This window comes from Lysinibacillus agricola (assembly GCF_016638705.1).
Classification (GTDB): Bacteria; Bacillota; Bacilli; order Bacillales_A; family Planococcaceae; genus Lysinibacillus; species Lysinibacillus agricola.
The window spans coordinates 4,385,934-4,401,835 of the sequence record NZ_CP067341.1; the positions used below are offsets into that span (position 1 = coordinate 4,385,934).

Here is a 15,902-nt window from a genome sequence, read left to right on the forward strand (position 1 = left end):
ATGGAGGTAATAGCTCACTTGTCACTCTGAAGGCCTACTCGTAAAAACAACATCAAGTTTCTCTAGAGCCCCATAATCAATTTTTTGTAAAGGTGTATCGGCAATATGAACGAGATGACCAAACTTAAAAGAAAAAATAACACCTTCTTCTGAGGATGTGAATAAATCAATCCGCTTCACCGCTTTATGATTATGTAAAAATCGAATAAGCTCTAACCAACCATACCCCGTTGCACCAACAATTCCTACTTTCAATGCACTCACCTCCGAAATAAGTTAAAAGAAGGCGGAAACTCATTCACTTATCGAATGAATTTCCGCCTTCTATTTATGCACTGAACGTGTAAAATATTAATATCCAATATTAAAACTTTATTTGAGACTTAGTCTTCCATCGTCGATAAATCGCCAGTTGGTAAATTTAACTCCCACGCCTTTAACACACGACGCATAATCTTACCACTGCGCGTTTTTGGTAGCTTATCCTTAAATTCAATTTCACGTGGTGCTGCATGTGCTGACAAGCCCTTCTTAACAAAATTACGAATATCCTCAATCAATACATCTGAAGGTTCTACACCCTCACGTAAGGATACAAAGGCTTTAATAATTTCACCTCGTACAGGATCTGGCTTTCCAATTACTCCTGCCTCGACAATATCAGGATGCTCTAGTAGCTTACTTTCTACCTCAAAAGGACCTACCCGCTCACCAGCTGTCATAATAACATCATCTACACGTCCTTGGAACCAGAAGTAACCTTCATCATCCATATAGGCAGAGTCCCCAGACACATACCACTCACCTTTTAAGAAATAGGATTCATAACGTTCTGGATTGCCCCAAATTTGACGCATCATTGCTGGCCAACCACGTCGAATTGCTAGATTTCCCATTGTAAAAGGTGGTACTTCATTACCAGCATCATCAACAATCGTCGCATGGATACCTGGTAATGGTTTTCCCATGGATCCTGGCTTAATATCCATAGAAGGATAGTTACAAATCATATGTGCACCAGTTTCTGTCATCCACCATGTATCATGAATACGGTGACCTAGCTCATCAATACCCCAACGAATTACCTCTGGATTTAACGGCTCACCAACAGATAAAATGTGACGTAACGAAGATAGATCATAATTCGCAAGCATACCACTACCAGCACCCATTAACATTCTAAAAGCGGTTGGTGCACTATACCAAACTGTTACACTATAATCCTCAATTGCTTGGTACCAAGCTTGTGGAGAGAATCTCCCGCCAATAATTAGCATTGTGACACCATTTAACCATGGTCCAAAAATGCCATATGCTGTGCCTGTTACCCACCCTGGATCAGCCGTACACCAGTAAATATCATCTTCACGTAAATCTAGTACCCATTGCGTTGATTGATATTGTTGAAGCATTGCATTATGAACATGCAATACACCCTTTGGTGCTCCAGTTGATCCAGAAGTATAATGAAGAATCATACCATCCTCTCTGTCCACCCATTCAATGTCAAATCGAGAAGATGCTTCTTTCAAGCGTCTATTAAAATCTAAAATTTGTGTTGTTTCCTCAATATCAGTTCCTACTAAAAAGACGTGCTGCAAATGTGGTAGCTTTTCTAAAGGTACACGTTCAAGTAACTCTGGTGTTGTCACTAATACTTTAGCCTCACTATCTGCAAGTCTGTCATAAACAGCACCTTCCATAAATGCCTCGAATAATGGACCTACAATAACGCCCATTTTCAATGCGCCTAATAATGAAAAATAAAGCTCAGGTGAACGTGGCATGAAAATAAATAAACGATCACCTTTTTCTAAATTTGTTGCTGTCTTAAAAACATTTGCAGCTTTATTTGTCAGCTTTTTCATTTCATTGAAAGAATAAGCCTCTTTACGCTTACCATCATTAAAATAAAGTGCAACTTTGTTTTTCCGATGCGTTTCAGCATGACGATCAATTGCCTCATACGCCATATTCACACGACCTGTTTCATACCAACTAAAGTCCTTTTCTGTCTCTGCCCAATCATGTGTTGCTGCAGATTCCTCATAATTAGGCAAACTGTACCGCCCTGGTAAAGCATTCAACTTCTCCATCATTTTCATCCCCATGAAACTACCCCTTTCTTTACTATCGCCTTAGTTCATTAGTAAGCAAATTTCAAATCGAAATTTCATTATTTTCCCCCATCAAAATTCGCCACCTTCTCCAAAGACAACTACGTTATGTAGCAATTGTTATACAACAGTTTAAGTAGTATAGAATTAGTGAATGCTTATTCACACTACATTCTCCTGTTAAATAACAGATGCAATATAAATATATTTTACACGAATTCACCAAGAATGTCTTAATATTTTTATTTTTCTAAAAACACAGGTATATTTTGCAAAAGATAGCGTTTTTCCGCAGGAAATCAGCTATAATGGAATTATTAAACGCAGGTGGTGTAATTATGGAACATAAAAAAACTTTTTTTTCTGTCACAAAGGAAACTAAGCATGGTACTGTGTATGTGGAAGGACCTGTTCCTCCAGAAAAATTAGCTACATATTCATTCCACGAAGGCTTGGTTGCTTTTAGACCTCCAAAGCAACAGCAGCAAGCCATTATAGAAATTGCAGGACTTCCCGAAGGACGAATTATTATTATTCGAAAAGAAAACATTATTGTAGGCTACGTCACCTATCTATATCCTGATCCACTCGAACGATGGGCGGAGGACCGAATTGATAACATGATTGAGCTAGGCGCCATTGAAGTCATTCCAGAATATCGAGGTACAGGTGCTGGTAAAGCACTACTAGCTGTGTCTTTTATGGGGGATGAAATGGAGGACTATCTTGTTATCACTACTGAATATTATTGGCATTGGGACTTAAAAGGGACTGGTTTAAATGTTTGGGATTATCGCAAAATGATGGAGAAAATGATGAGCTCCGCTGACTTCGAATATTTTGCTACGGATGATCCTGAAATTACATCACATCCTGCTAACTGCCTGATGGCACGTGAAGGAAAACGCGTGCCCCCTGAGACAATAGAAAGATTTGATAGACTTCGTTTTAGAAATCGTTTCATGTATTAAAGCCAACACAAAGGGGATGAGTATATGATCGTAGAAGAAATTATGAATGAAGAGCCCTACACACTAGCTCCGACAAATACAGTGTTTGAAGCGCTAAAGTTAATGCGTGAGAAAAAAGTACGTCATTTGCCAGTTATAGATGAGGAGCGTCATGTTCTTGGGGTTATCACTGAACGAGATATTAAAGAGGCTTTGCCTTCCTCGTTACGAGATGAACCTAATTCTCCAGTTTTTAATGCTAAAGTGGAAGAAATTATGGTTAAAAATCCACTTGTCGGTCATCCACTTGATTTTGTAGAAGAAGTAGCTCTTACTTTTTACGAATCCAAAGTAGGCTGTTTGCCAATTGTCTCTGGAGGGAAATTAGTTGGAATTGTCACTACCACAGATTTACTCTATACATATATAGAGTTAACCGGTGCTACTGAACCTGGCTCTAAAATTGAAATCCGTGTATCCGATACGCCAGGAATATTATTTGAAATCACAAAAGTTTTCAATAAACATCATGCAAATGTTCAAAGCGTCTTAGTTTATCCTGACTCTGAAAATACCCAAAATAAAATTTTAAGCGTCCGAGTAAAAACACTGAATCCATTAGCTATGATTAAAGATCTTCGAAAAGAAGGCTTTGATGTATTATGGCCCAATTTACCAGGTGTTTCATTACAATGAAAAAAGCAGTATTTGTTTACTCACCAGAGCAACTCGGATATAAATTTTCAGATACCCATCCTTTCAATCATAAACGCTTGACGCTTACAATGGATTTGTTAAAAAATATTGAAGCTCTTGATGATTTGGATATTGTTCCGGCTCGTGTCGCAACAGAAGAGGAGCTTTTACTTGCACATGATCCAAAATATATTGATATCGTTAAAAGAGCAGGGCATGGTGAGCTTTCAGAGGCACAATGTGAAAGCTACGGCATAGGCACCGAAGATACACCCATTTTTGAAAATATGCATGAGGCAAGTGCACAGCTTGTCGGTGGAACGCTGACAGCTGTCGATTATGTTATGGAAGGAAAAGTCGAGCACGCCCTTAATCTAGGTGGAGGGCTACATCATGGCTTTCGTGGCCGTGCATCAGGCTTTTGTATTTACAACGATAGTACAGTAGCCATTCGCTATTTGCAGGAAAAATACAATGCTCGTGTACTTTACGTGGATACCGATGCTCATCATGGAGATGGTGTACAATGGAGTTTTTATGAAGACCCAGATGTTTGTACATTATCTATTCATGAAACAGGGCGCTATCTTTTCCCTGGAACTGGTAATATCACAGAACGCGGAAATGGACAAGGCTATGGCACTTCTTTTAATTTTCCCATTGATGCTTTTACAGAAGATGAGAGTTTCCTAGAAATATATGAAAAGTCTATGCGAGAAGTCTTTGAATTTTTCAAGCCAGATGTTGTGCTAACTCAAAACGGCGCAGATGCACATTATTTCGATCCATTAACACATTTATATGGAACAATGAATATTTATAGAGAAATTCCAAAGCTTGCGCATAAATTAGCTCATGAATATTGCGGGGGGAAATGGATTGCTGTTGGTGGTGGAGGCTACGATATTTGGCGTGTTGTGCCTCGCGCATGGTCTATGCTATGGCTTGAAATGACGGATCAGCAATTACCAACAGGACCTCTCCCTCAAGCATGGTTAGATCGCTGGCAGCCTGAAGCACCAGTGCCTTTTATTCCAACTTGGGAGGATCCAAATCCTTTGTATGAGCCAATCCCACGGAAAGCTGAAATCGAAGAAAAAAATACGCAAATGCTAGCCAAAGCGCTACATATTATTCGCAATGAAAAGCGCGCTTAATTTTACGCCTCACGATTTTCGTGGGGCTTTTTTATTTGTTCTTTAGACATTTTATCCGTCACTCTTGGTGTTCTATCTTCACTTTTGTCTTTCTACTGATTGACATAAAAAAACACGTAAATCCTCAACGAGATTTACGTGTTAAGTTCTATTATTTACTTTTGACAGATTGGCGGTGTTCAATACGATGAGGTAATATAACCGCTTCGTCCTCAACAGGCTCTTTGTTCATTAATTTTGTCAACAAGCGCATTGCTACAGCTCCGATATCGTATAACGGTAGCGCGACACTTGTTAGCTGTGGACGAACCATACGCGCTAACTTTGAATTTTCAAAGCTGATAACCTCGATATCCTCAGGCACATCTTTGCCCGCATCCTGCGCACCATGAATCAGTCCAATTGCTAATTCATCACTGCCTGCAAAATAAGCTGTCGGAGGATTTTCAAGTGAGGATAATGTTTCCCACGCCTCTAAGCCCATATCATAGCTCGATTCCTCTGCTGCGATTAGAGATTCATCTATAGGTAAACCTGCGTCTTGTAATGCTTTTTTATAAGCCTCAAGTTTGAATTTTCCATTAATAGTATAAGTAAGCGGACCTGTTACGAATGCGATTCGCTTATGTCCATTTTGAATGAGTAATGTAATCGCCTCATAAGCTGCTTGGAAATAATCAATATTAACAGTCGCGATTGTTTGTGATTCATCTACTGAACCTGCAAGTACAATTGGTACAGGTGAATGATCCATAGTTTGTTGCATTTTTTCAGTCACTTCATCACTCATCATGACAATACCGTCAACCTGTTTTCCCAGCATTGTATCCAGTAACTGTAGCTCTTTGTCTTCATGTTGATCTGAGTTGGCTAAAATAATATTGTAACGATACATTGTTGCAATATCCTCTACACCACGCGCCAGCTCCGCATAAACATTGTTTGCAATATCTGGGATAATCACGCCAACTGTTGTTGTTTTCTTACTTGCTAATCCTCGCGCTACTGCGTTTGGACGATATTCTAATCGTTCAATTACTTCTAATACTTTTTTTCGTGTTGCCGGTTTTACGTTTTGATTGCCATTGACTACACGAGAGACCGTTGCCATAGAAACATTTGCTTCTCTTGCAACATCATAAATTGTAACAGTCATGTACGTGCCTCCTTTTTTTCCTTTTATAGCCTTATCATACGATAATTTTCATATTCTTTTCAAGAAGTAGTATGTATACGAAAAAAAACCAAGTACAAATAGTATTATTCTAGACATTATTTTGTCACTATATAGTAAACACCGCCTGCCGATTAAGCAAGCGGTGTATCAAAACAATTAAGCACGGATTTCATGGTTCTTCATGAAATTTTGTAGTGTTTCGTAGAAAGCATCAAATGTCGGAATATCCATTTGTTGTTGTGAATCAGAAAGTGCTACAGATGGATCTGGATGCACCTCTGCCATTACGCCATCAGCTCCAATAGCAATTGCCGCCTTAGCACATGGTAATAGTAAATCACGACGACCTGTTGAATGTGTAACGTCTACAAATACTGGTAAATGCGTTTCTTGTTTTAAAATTGGTACAGCAGAAATATCTAATGTGTTACGAGTTGCTTTTTCGTAAGTACGGATACCACGCTCACAAAGAATGATGTTCTCATTTCCTTTAGACATAATGTATTCTGCTGCATGAATGAATTCATCAATTGTCGCTGCTAAGCCTCGTTTTAAAAGTACAGGTTTGTTTGTAGCACCCGCTGCTTTTAATAATTCGAAGTTTTGCATATTACGTGCACCAATTTGGATGACATCGATATAATCTAATGCTTCCTCTAAATGACCTGGTGTAACAATTTCCGTAATAACGCCTAAACCGAATTCCTCTGACACACGCTTTAAAATTTTAAGACCTTCTAATCCAAGACCTTGGAAGTCATATGGAGAAGTACGTGGTTTATAAGCACCGCCACGAATTAACTTTTCACCTTTTGCTTTAATAGATGCTGCTACTGCTGCTACTTGCTCGTATGATTCTACAGCACAAGGTCCAAATACGAAGGATGGTTTTCCTTGGCCAATTAGCTCACCATTTATATTAATGACAGTATCTTCTGATTTCTTCTTACGAGATACAAGTAACTCTTTCTTTTTGTCCGCCTCTAGTTGTTTTAAAGCTGTTTTAAAGATTTGTTTAAATATATAATCAACCGTCATTTGGTTTAACGGACCTTGATTGTGCTCTTTGATAAGATCAAGCATGTGACGTTCACGTAATGGATCATAACGATTCACACCTTGTTTTTCTTTAATCTTACCGATTTCATCAACTACAGCTGCACGTTCGTTAATTAGACGAAGAATTTCTAAGTTTAAGTCGTCTATTTGACTACGTAAGCTTTCTAAATTGTTTTGGCTCATGCTTTCTTGCTCCTCTCCCCATGACAGACACTTTCAGAACTCTGAAATGTATGTTACATTTTTAGATATTAGCAATATTATAATCAATGTTGTACAGAATGTCACGCATTTTTAATTTAGCGCTTCAACTCGCTAAATTTTTTTAAGTTGTTATGGGAAAGGAAGCGATTACATTGAGTTCAAAATTATTTGCACTTGATATCGGTACACGTTCTGTAGTAGGCATTATTTTAGCAGAAGATAATGAACACTTTCACGTGGAAGATATCTTAGTAAAAGAGCATAAAGAACGTGCCATGGTGGATGGTCAAATACATAATGTCATGTACGTGGCAGATTTAATCAATGAAATAAAACATGAACTTGAAGAGAAGCATGGTCCTTTAACAAAAGTAAGTGTCGCTGCGGCCGGCCGCTCATTGAAAACAGAACAAGCAAGCGTGACGATCAATATACGTAATCGACCAATCTTTACAGAAGAGGATATAAGTCGTTTAGAGCTACAAGCTGTTCAACAGGCACAGCAACAGCTCCTACAACATAAAGACGATGCCAAAATAAGCCACTACTACTGTGTTGGTTATTCAGTTCTATATTACCGTTTAGACGGAGAAGAAATTGGTAGCTTACTTGATCAGCAAGGTGATGAGGCACAAATTGAAGTCATTGCTACGTTCCTACCACGAGTTGTCGTAGAATCACTTATTGCTGCACTAAAACGTGCGGATTTAGAAATGGATGCACTAACATTAGAACCTATTGCAGCTATTAATGTGCTTATTCCCCCAACAATGCGTCGTTTAAATGTGGCACTTGTTGATATTGGTGCTGGTACATCTGATATAGCGATTACCGATAAAAGTACTGTTGTCGCCTATGGTATGGTGCCAACAGCCGGCGATGAAATAACAGAGGCTTTAAGTGACCACTACTTACTCGACTTCCCAGTTGCCGAACAAGCGAAGCGTCAACTACAAACAGAGGCAGAAATTTTAATTCAAGATATTTTAGGCTTTGATCAATATTATCCGAAAGAAGAAGTTCTTCAAGCAATTGATCCTGCAGTCAAGCAACTTGCAAAAGCCATTGGGGAAGAAATTTTACGTCTTAATAATCGTACAGCTCCTAAGGCAGTAATGCTTGTTGGTGGAGGTAGCTTAACACCAAACCTTACATCTGAACTTGGACTAGTACTTGATTTACCTGCCAATCGTATTGCCGTTCGAGGGATAGACGCCATTCAAAACTTAACGAAGGAAGATCATATTAAAGCATCCCCTGAATTGGTGACCCCAATCGGTATTGCCATTGCAGCAAAAAAGATGCCTATTCAATATATGAGTCTAACTGTCAATGAACAAGTAGTTCGCCTTTTTGAACTAAAGGAAATGACCGTTGCCGATGCATTTTTAGCTGCCAATATTCGGGCAAAGCAATTATATGGAAAACCAGGACATGGTTTATCAGTAAGTGTCAATGGACAAGATATTTTCATCCCTGGTGGTCACGGTCAACCGGCGGAAATTTTAGTGAATGGTCATCAGGCATCCACAAAAACGATGATTAAAACAGGCGATGCCATCCAGTTAATTGAAGGCCAAGACGGTCAGCCAGCTAATGCTACAGTGAGAGACATTGTAGATGATGCTGCCATTAAAACAGTTGCAATTCAGCATACAAAATATGTGATTGAACCACAAATAACTGTTAATGGTTCTCCTGCATCACTCGATAGTGCATTAAATGATCGAGATGTTATCATGTTTGAAATAGCTGAAACAGTCGAGGATGTATTTAAGCTCACAAATAATTGGGAGTTATTAAAACAATTTGAGTCATTTTATATTCAAGTGGACGGAAAGCCACTTTATCTACCTGAGTTTTCAGCCCATTTAATGATTAATGATAAACTATCTAAAATGTCATATGCTGTACACGATGGTGATGTTATTTCATTTCAACAACAAGCATTCCCTACGGTTCAACGGATTGCTGACCAAATGAATGTTTTACTTGAGGATAAAATCATTATACATTTTCAAAGCGAGGTGTTAGAGCTAAAGAAGATGGCGAATGAAGTACTCGTTAATCAAGTGGTAGTATCACCTCTTTCAACCGTTCCAAATGGAGCAACAATTTCATTTAAAGAAAAAGACCGGAGTCGTTGGATATACCAAGATGTGTTCCGCTTCTCCAATTGGCAACTACCTACTACATTTAAAGGTAATTTTACGATTTTACGAAATGATCAACCAGCAAGCTTTGATATGGAAATCTTCGGCGGAGATAAATTAGAAATTTTACTAAAAGAAGCGCCTATATCTGAACAAATGCGCTAAAGCGCTCGTTTACATCCGACAAGCGCTGGAGAGCCCGAAGCAAAAGTAAACGCTCCACCACTTTTGCCCGAGGGATCGAAGCGACCTCGAGGATGTAGCGTTTTAGCCTAGACGACGACTTTGCTCTAGTTTATCCACAGGCAAAAAACCCATAGTTTCCTTAACAATAAAAAAAGGGATACGATACATCGTTGTCAGATGTATCGTATCCCTTTTATATATTATGCTTAAGCGCGAACTTCTTCACTTTTTTCTTCAGCTTGTTCCTTTTTTTCACTAGCATCCTCTGCTTTAGGTTCTTCACTAGGAATGAACTCCTCTAGTGGCTCTTCACCCTCAAAAGAAACAGTACCATCGTCAAAAACAGTTGGTGCTTTTGCTGATTTTAATATTTTTACTTTCTCTACTAATTGTGTAGATTGCTCTTGAATTTGTTTAGATAATTGAACCGTTTTATCTTTTGCAGTTGTCGAGAAATCCGCACTCTTATCTTTTAAGTTAACAGCTTGTACTGCTACATCGCTACGTAAATCTTTTCCTGATTTTGGAGCTAATAATAAGCCTGTAGCTGCACCTACTATCCCCCCAACTAATGCGCCAATAACAAAATCCTTCATGTTCACACGCTCCTCTTCATAAATCGAATCTTGCGGATGATAAAGCTGTGGCAATGAACTTTCAAGCTGTTGTTCCTTCACTTCATTAAAATTTGGTTTTTGAGTTGTCATGCAACAATTCCTCCCCATATTATAATCTAATTTGCCTAGACTGGTTGTCCATCTACTTTAGCAGATGCATCTTCAACTTATGCCTAAGACTTTATTTTTATTCAGCTGACATTCAATGCCTACCGAATAATAATCACTTTTTACGGCCCCATTTTCTTCTCGGTTTTTCCGATTGCTCTGATTCAAAAGGGTATACATCTTCTTGAACCACTTCATGTGCCTGATCGATTATTTTACGCTTTTTCCACTTATCTGCTATGCCTATTGCGACATTGCTCCACTGAACAACTTGTGCTATTTTTTCTTCATTTTGTTCCACACTATTTGAGATCGAAGAGGTAATTTGCTGTACAGACGTATTTAAACCGTTCACAGAGTCACCAATTCCTTTGACTGCATGAACAACGGAATTTAACTGTTCAGATTTTTCTTGAATATCCTCTGCCAAGCTATTTGTTTTGGATAGTAAGGAAGTCGTTTCGCGTGTAATACCTTCCATTTGTCCCTCAATACCTGATAATGTTCCAGCTAAGCTGTTAAGAATTGATTTGAGCGAAAATAATGTCATTCCGACGCTCACACATAAAATTAAAAAACCAATTGCTGCAATGATTGCTGCAATATACAAAATAACTTCCATAACTAGACCTCCTGCAAGTCAAATTCTCTTTACTATTACTTTCCCTATCTTCGACAAAAAAAACTGAATTCCTTCTCATTTTGAGAAAAAACAGCTTATTCCTTGCGGATTAAGCTGTTTCGTTGTTTTTTAGCACGTCTTCAAAAGCATCTTGGAATTTATGAACATCGCCAGCGCCCATAAATAAAAATACTGCGTCCTCATGCTTTGTTAACACTTCAATTCCTTCAGTGGTAATCACTGCACTGCCTTCAATCAAAGACGCTAAATCATGAATGGAAAGTGCGCCTTGTGTTTCTCTCGCAGAACCAAATATATCACATAAGTATGCTGTATCTGCAAGACTTAGACTATCTGCAAAATCCTGTAAAAAAGCTTGTGTACGTGTAAATGTATGTGGTTGGAAAATAGCTACTAGCTCACGATCTGGAAATTTTTGTCTCGCTGATTGAATCGTTGCACGTATTTCAGTTGGATGGTGTGCATAGTCATCTATTAATACATTATTTCCAATATTCGTTTCTGTAAAACGTCTTTTTACACCTTTGTATGTGTTTAAACGTTCTTGAACGATATCTGGTGAAATACCTTCATATTGGCAAAGTGTAATAACAGCTAAAGTATTTAATACCGCATGATCTCCAAACAATGGGATAAAGAATGTACTATAAAATTCATTGCGGACAAATACATCAAATTTTGTACCCTTTGTTGTTTTTTCAACATTACGAGCCTCAAAATCATTTTCAGCTCCAAATCCATAATAAACAACAGGTACCTTCGCTTGAATACGTTGCAAATGTTCATCATCACCGCAAGCAATAATTGCTTTTTTAACCTGTAGTGCTAATGATTGAAAGGCTGAATAAACATCCTCTATATTTGCAAAGTAATCAGGATGATCAAAATCAATATTAGTCATTATAGCGTAATCGGGATTGTAAGCTAAAAAGTGTCGACGGTATTCACATGCTTCCATTACAAAGAAGTTAGCATCCTCATGCCCAGCTCCCGTTCCATCACCGATTAAATATGAGGTTGGTTTATAACCTCCAACAACATGAGCCATTAAGCCTGTCGTAGATGTTTTACCATGTGCACCAGTAATAGCAATCGACGTATAATTACCGATATATTCACCTAAAAATTTATGGTAGCGAATAACTTCTACACCGATTTGGCGAGCACGCTCTAATTCAGGATGATCATCAGGAAATGCGTTCCCTGCAATAACTGTCATACCTTCTTTAATATTATCTGCATTAAATGTAAAAATTGGAATATTACGATCACGTAACGGCTGTTCCGTGAAGAAATATTTATCAATATCTGAGCCCTGTACTTGTTCACCAGCATCAAATAAGATTTGTGCAAGTGGACTCATGCCAGAACCTTTAATGCCTGTGAAATGAAAAACTGTCATTAATTAAACCCCCCGGGAATTCAATATCCCTTCTATCATCTATTAGGTGTACCATATTTTTTCACTAATTATTAGGTATTAATACCTTTACAAGTGCTAAAAAATACGTACTAATCAACACATCTTGTCTATTATAGCACTATTTATGCACAAGGATAAATGTGTAACTTTTCTAAAAATACTAATTTTGACGCAAATTAGATAATCCATACGAAAACAATGCAATTCTTATTCAAACATAGCAATTAAATCTTCTTCGGTAATGTAACTTTCTCGTGGTTTACTGCCTCTTGCCTCCGACACAAAGCCATGAGATTCTAACATATCGATTAAACGAGCAGCACGATTATAGCCAATATGGTATTTTCGCTGAATCAAGGAAGTAGATGCTCCTCCCTGTTCATACACAAATCGGCATACATCCTCAAACAGATCATCCTGCTCAGCAGAAACCTCCGTTTTCTTTAAAAGTTCCTCTTGGTCGAATATATAATCAGGCTCTCCTTGCTCACGAACATGCTCAATAATCGCTTCAATTTCATCATCTGTCACAAATGTTCCCTGCAAACGCACAGGAGCAGACATACCATTACCTAAATATAACATATCGCCTCGTCCAAGTAATCTTTCTGCTCCTTGCCCATCTAAAATAGTACGCGAATCGATTTGTGAAGATACCGCAAAGGCAACACGTGTAGGAATATTTGATTTAATAAGCCCTGTTATAACGTCAACAGACGGTCTTTGAGTCGCAACAATTAAATGGATACCACAAGCACGTGCCTTTTGAGCAATACGACAAATCGCTTCCTCTACATCTGCCGGAGACATCATCATTAAATCTGCCAATTCATCAATGACAATTAGCATATACGGTAATTTTAAGCTATGTTCATTATTTTTATCCGCAATTGCATTATAACGTGTAATATCACGTGCACCAGCATGAGCAAATAGTTGATAACGACGCTCCATTTCCTCCACTGCCCATTTCAGTGCAGCTGTAGCAGCCTTAACATCAGTGATGACTGGGCTAACTAAATGCGGAATATGATTAAACGGTGCTAATTCTACCATTTTAGGATCAATAAGCATCAGCTTTAATTCATGCGGTGCAGCTTTATATAATAAACTAACCAAAATTGAATTGATACAAACTGATTTACCGGAACCTGTAGCTCCGGCAATTAAGCCATGTGGCATTTTTCGTAAATCAATGGTTACAGGCTTCCCTGTTAAATCCAGACCCAATGCTGCTTCCAACGGTGAATCTGACTCGAGGAAAGAAGCACTATTTGTCACTTCCGATAATCGAACAGCGCGAGATACACGATTCGGTATCTCAATGCCAATTGAGCTCTTCCCAGGAATCGGAGCTTGGATGCGGATATCTTTCGCTGCCAATGCAAGCTTCAAATCATCTGCTAGATTGCGGATTTTACTAACCTTCGTACCATGACTTACTGTTATTTCAAATTGTGTCACGGCAGGTCCTTGCATAATGGATTCTATTTGAGCTGAGACCTGGAAATAGGATAAAGCTTCAACCAACGTATCTCCCTGTTGCTCCATCCACACAGTATCTTGTGTTTTTTCCTCAGGCAGCTCTAAAAACTCATCATCTGGCTTTTGATACACATGAACGGGCTTTTGAGGATTTTCCATCACTTGATTTTCCGTTAGTGTTTCAGCTGATAAGGAAGGTGGCTCTTGATATTCTCCTGCGTCAATAGAATCCTCCTCTGGAATGACTACATTTTCTGTAGTAAGCTCATTTTCAGTAGTTGATTCTGCTTTCATTTCGGTAGTTGCTGAAATTTCGTCATAGCTCTCAATATCTATTACTGTTTTTTCTAATGTCGAAACGCTAGACATTGTTGCAACTGGTGACATTGTAATGACTGATACACTCTCTGTTGCAGCATTGATTGGTGCAGAATTTTGAATAGAAACCTCGTTTTCTTTCGTCGATTGCGGTGCTGTTTTATCGTCTAACTCTAACTCACCATTCTCTAAAGGTATAAAATGTTGAATTTCTTCTTTATTGGTTGGTGCTATTTGATGTTCTACCTCCAAGTTAATAAGCTCAGAAGAAGGCTCTTGCTCCTCTTCGGCTTCTTCAACAAGTGCTGGAGTTGGCTTTATATTTTTAAATTGCTGTTGGACTCTCCATTTCTCTTTATCTGTTTTTAACATTAATACATTAAAAGGAATACCGCTTTTTTCTTGCTTTGTCACGTCTTCTACAGATTGTTCTTGTTCATCATCTTCGTTCGTCGACGGCTGAACTACTGTAACTTCACCAATATGGATGGTAGAATTCTCTATTTGTACCTGTTCAACAACTACTTCTTTTACATGAATTTCTGATTGATCAGCTGAAAGTTGTTCAACACCTAGCTCATGCTGAACGGCCGCTTTCACTTGGTCTTCAAATTCTACGGCAAAAGAGGTTGTTTGCGGTACAAGTAATTCTGTATTCGTTACATCACTAGGATGGCTCGTTTCGTCAGCTAATTTTTCATCAAAAGTAATCGGTTCCGGTGCTTCAATTATTTCAGGGATTTCAGGCATATCAAGTTGTTCAGGTTCATCTTTCTGAACTGTGCTAATAGGCTCTTTTTCTTCTAGTATATTTTCAATAGCTCCATTTGTTGTCGCTTCTTTTAAAGACATAGACGCTGTAGGTATTTCTGACTCTTTCTTGTCGTGCTCTTCCTTCCGTTTCTCTAATAATTGCTCAATTGGGCTCGCCTTAGCAAAACCATAGACTGGTGACGGAACATCACTTGGTACAAAACGCTTGCGATTAGCAGGCAAACTATCTTCAACTGTTTGTTCTGTTGAATAATTAGTTTCTGTAGGAGTCGTCGGTGGCTCATTTTGTGCATCTCGAAAAACTAGACTTGCTTTTGAACGATTCTCCTGTTCAGGCTGACTGCGTTTAACCGTCGTTCTACCAGTTCGTTTCGTACGATTTGCTAGTAGTTCTCGAATGCCTGAAACCTCAATATCATAAACACTCGAATCCACAATATGATTATTTAAATGCTTCGGCAGCGATAAATCTTCAATTTGTCCGTAACGAGCATCCTCCATTTGATTGAATGCTTCCTTTGATGGTGTTGTTGATGGTGCAGCTGAAAACTCTTCATCCTCGATTAATGGAAAACGAAAAGTTTTTTGCTTTGATACAGGCGCTTCTTTAAATGAATGAAGCTGCTCAGAACGTTCTTCTTCATAGTCTTCATAAAATTCTTCATATTCGTATTCATTGTCATCTTTATTTATAAATTTACTCATTTGTTTTTTAAACCAATTCACATTATTTCACTCATTTCTCTTACACTTCTTTTATAGCATTAACTAATTCAATGTCTATAACAAAAAGCATACCATAAAAATGTGATAGAAACTTGCATTTAGAGGCTCA

12 protein-coding genes are annotated in these 15,902 nt (G+C 38.3%); 4 read left to right on the forward strand and 8 right to left on the reverse strand.

What is annotated here, in order from left to right:
• Window positions 1–21: 21 nt before the first annotated feature.
• Together FJQ98_RS21890 and acsA are read right to left on the reverse strand one after the other, a co-directional pair.
• Entirely contained in the window at window positions 22–255 is a 234-nt protein-coding gene (locus FJQ98_RS21890; RefSeq protein ID WP_053592342.1) for a hypothetical protein, read from the reverse strand.
• A 128-nt stretch (window positions 256–383) separates the two neighbouring features.
• The gene (gene acsA / locus FJQ98_RS21895) at window positions 384–2,111 is read right to left on the reverse strand and encodes an acetate--CoA ligase (protein ID WP_425492665.1); all 1,728 of its coding nucleotides are present in this window, start codon (window positions 2,109–2,111) and stop codon (window positions 384–386) included.
• A gap of 344 nt (window positions 2,112–2,455) precedes the next feature.
• Here acsA and FJQ98_RS21900 point away from each other — a divergent pair, with 344 nt between their 5' ends.
• Genes FJQ98_RS21900 through FJQ98_RS21910 form a run of 3 tightly spaced genes read left to right on the forward strand, consistent with a single transcriptional unit; the run spans window position 2,456 to window position 4,920 of the window.
• Window positions 2,456–3,088, forward strand: coding sequence for a GNAT family N-acetyltransferase (locus FJQ98_RS21900; RefSeq protein WP_053592474.1), 633 nt, complete (start codon window positions 2,456–2,458; stop codon window positions 3,086–3,088).
• A 24-nt stretch (window positions 3,089–3,112) separates the two neighbouring features.
• Window positions 3,113–3,763: an acetoin utilization AcuB family protein gene (locus FJQ98_RS21905; protein ID WP_053592341.1), complete on the forward strand. Its 651-nt coding sequence runs from the start codon at window positions 3,113–3,115 to the stop codon at window positions 3,761–3,763.
• Complete coding sequence (locus FJQ98_RS21910) at window positions 3,760–4,920, forward strand: acetoin utilization protein AcuC (protein WP_053592340.1); 1,161 nt, start codon at window positions 3,760–3,762, stop codon at window positions 4,918–4,920. The genes FJQ98_RS21905 and FJQ98_RS21910 overlap by 4 nt, the downstream gene beginning before the upstream one ends.
• A gap of 151 nt (window positions 4,921–5,071) precedes the next feature.
• Here FJQ98_RS21910 and ccpA read toward each other — a convergent pair whose 3' ends face one another.
• Both ccpA and FJQ98_RS21920 read right to left on the reverse strand, forming a co-directional pair.
• Window positions 5,072–6,076 (reverse strand): catabolite control protein A, encoded by a 1,005-nt coding sequence (gene ccpA / locus FJQ98_RS21915; protein ID WP_053592339.1) that lies wholly within the window; start codon window positions 6,074–6,076, stop codon window positions 5,072–5,074.
• 177 nt (window positions 6,077–6,253) lie between these two features.
• Window positions 6,254–7,339: a bifunctional 3-deoxy-7-phosphoheptulonate synthase/chorismate mutase gene (locus tag FJQ98_RS21920; RefSeq protein ID WP_053592338.1), complete on the reverse strand. Its 1,086-nt coding sequence runs from the start codon at window positions 7,337–7,339 to the stop codon at window positions 6,254–6,256.
• Window positions 7,340–7,512: 173 nt separating this feature from the next.
• Between FJQ98_RS21920 and FJQ98_RS21925 the strand changes: the two genes are divergently transcribed.
• A complete protein-coding gene (locus tag FJQ98_RS21925; RefSeq protein WP_053592337.1) occupies window positions 7,513–9,678 on the forward strand; it encodes a cell division FtsA domain-containing protein in 2,166 nt (721 codons plus the stop codon).
• Between the two features lie 227 nt (window positions 9,679–9,905).
• On the opposite strand, the gene FJQ98_RS21930 is transcribed toward FJQ98_RS21925, so the two are convergent.
• The 4 genes from FJQ98_RS21930 to FJQ98_RS21945 form a co-directional block, all read right to left on the reverse strand.
• Window positions 9,906–10,406, reverse strand: coding sequence for a YtxH domain-containing protein (locus tag FJQ98_RS21930; RefSeq protein WP_053592336.1), 501 nt, complete (start codon window positions 10,404–10,406; stop codon window positions 9,906–9,908).
• Window positions 10,407–10,539: 133 nt separating this feature from the next.
• The gene (locus FJQ98_RS21935) at window positions 10,540–11,046 is read right to left on the reverse strand and encodes a DUF948 domain-containing protein (RefSeq protein ID WP_053592335.1); all 507 of its coding nucleotides are present in this window, start codon (window positions 11,044–11,046) and stop codon (window positions 10,540–10,542) included.
• A gap of 109 nt (window positions 11,047–11,155) precedes the next feature.
• The gene (gene murC / locus FJQ98_RS21940) at window positions 11,156–12,469 is read right to left on the reverse strand and encodes a UDP-N-acetylmuramate--L-alanine ligase (protein ID WP_053592334.1); all 1,314 of its coding nucleotides are present in this window, start codon (window positions 12,467–12,469) and stop codon (window positions 11,156–11,158) included.
• A gap of 228 nt (window positions 12,470–12,697) precedes the next feature.
• Window positions 12,698–15,793, reverse strand: a complete 3,096-nt coding sequence (locus FJQ98_RS21945; protein ID WP_053592333.1) for a DNA translocase FtsK — start codon at window positions 15,791–15,793, stop codon at window positions 12,698–12,700.
• Between the last annotated feature and the right edge of the window lie 109 nt (window positions 15,794–15,902).

What these genes read in the sequence shown, in the direction of transcription:
- FJQ98_RS21930 (WP_053592336.1), bottom strand. Translation starts at nt 10,406, where the DNA reads ATGACAACTCAAAAACCAAATTTTAATGAAGTGAAGGAACAACAGCTT.
- acsA (WP_425492665.1), bottom strand. Translation starts at nt 2,111, where the DNA reads ATGGGGATGAAAATGATGGAGAAGTTGAATGCTTTACCAGGGCGGTAC.
- FJQ98_RS21920 (WP_053592338.1), bottom strand. Translation starts at nt 7,339, where the DNA reads ATGAGCCAAAACAATTTAGAAAGCTTACGTAGTCAAATAGACGACTTA.
- murC (WP_053592334.1), bottom strand. Translation starts at nt 12,469, where the DNA reads ATGACAGTTTTTCATTTCACAGGCATTAAAGGTTCTGGCATGAGTCCA.
- FJQ98_RS21905 (WP_053592341.1), top strand. Translation starts at nt 3,113, where the DNA reads ATGATCGTAGAAGAAATTATGAATGAAGAGCCCTACACACTAGCTCCG.
- ccpA (WP_053592339.1), bottom strand. Translation starts at nt 6,076, where the DNA reads ATGACTGTTACAATTTATGATGTTGCAAGAGAAGCAAATGTTTCTATG.
- FJQ98_RS21910 (WP_053592340.1), top strand. Translation starts at nt 3,760, where the DNA reads ATGAAAAAAGCAGTATTTGTTTACTCACCAGAGCAACTCGGATATAAA.
- FJQ98_RS21900 (WP_053592474.1), top strand. Translation starts at nt 2,456, where the DNA reads ATGGAACATAAAAAAACTTTTTTTTCTGTCACAAAGGAAACTAAGCAT.
- FJQ98_RS21935 (WP_053592335.1), bottom strand. Translation starts at nt 11,046, where the DNA reads ATGGAAGTTATTTTGTATATTGCAGCAATCATTGCAGCAATTGGTTTT.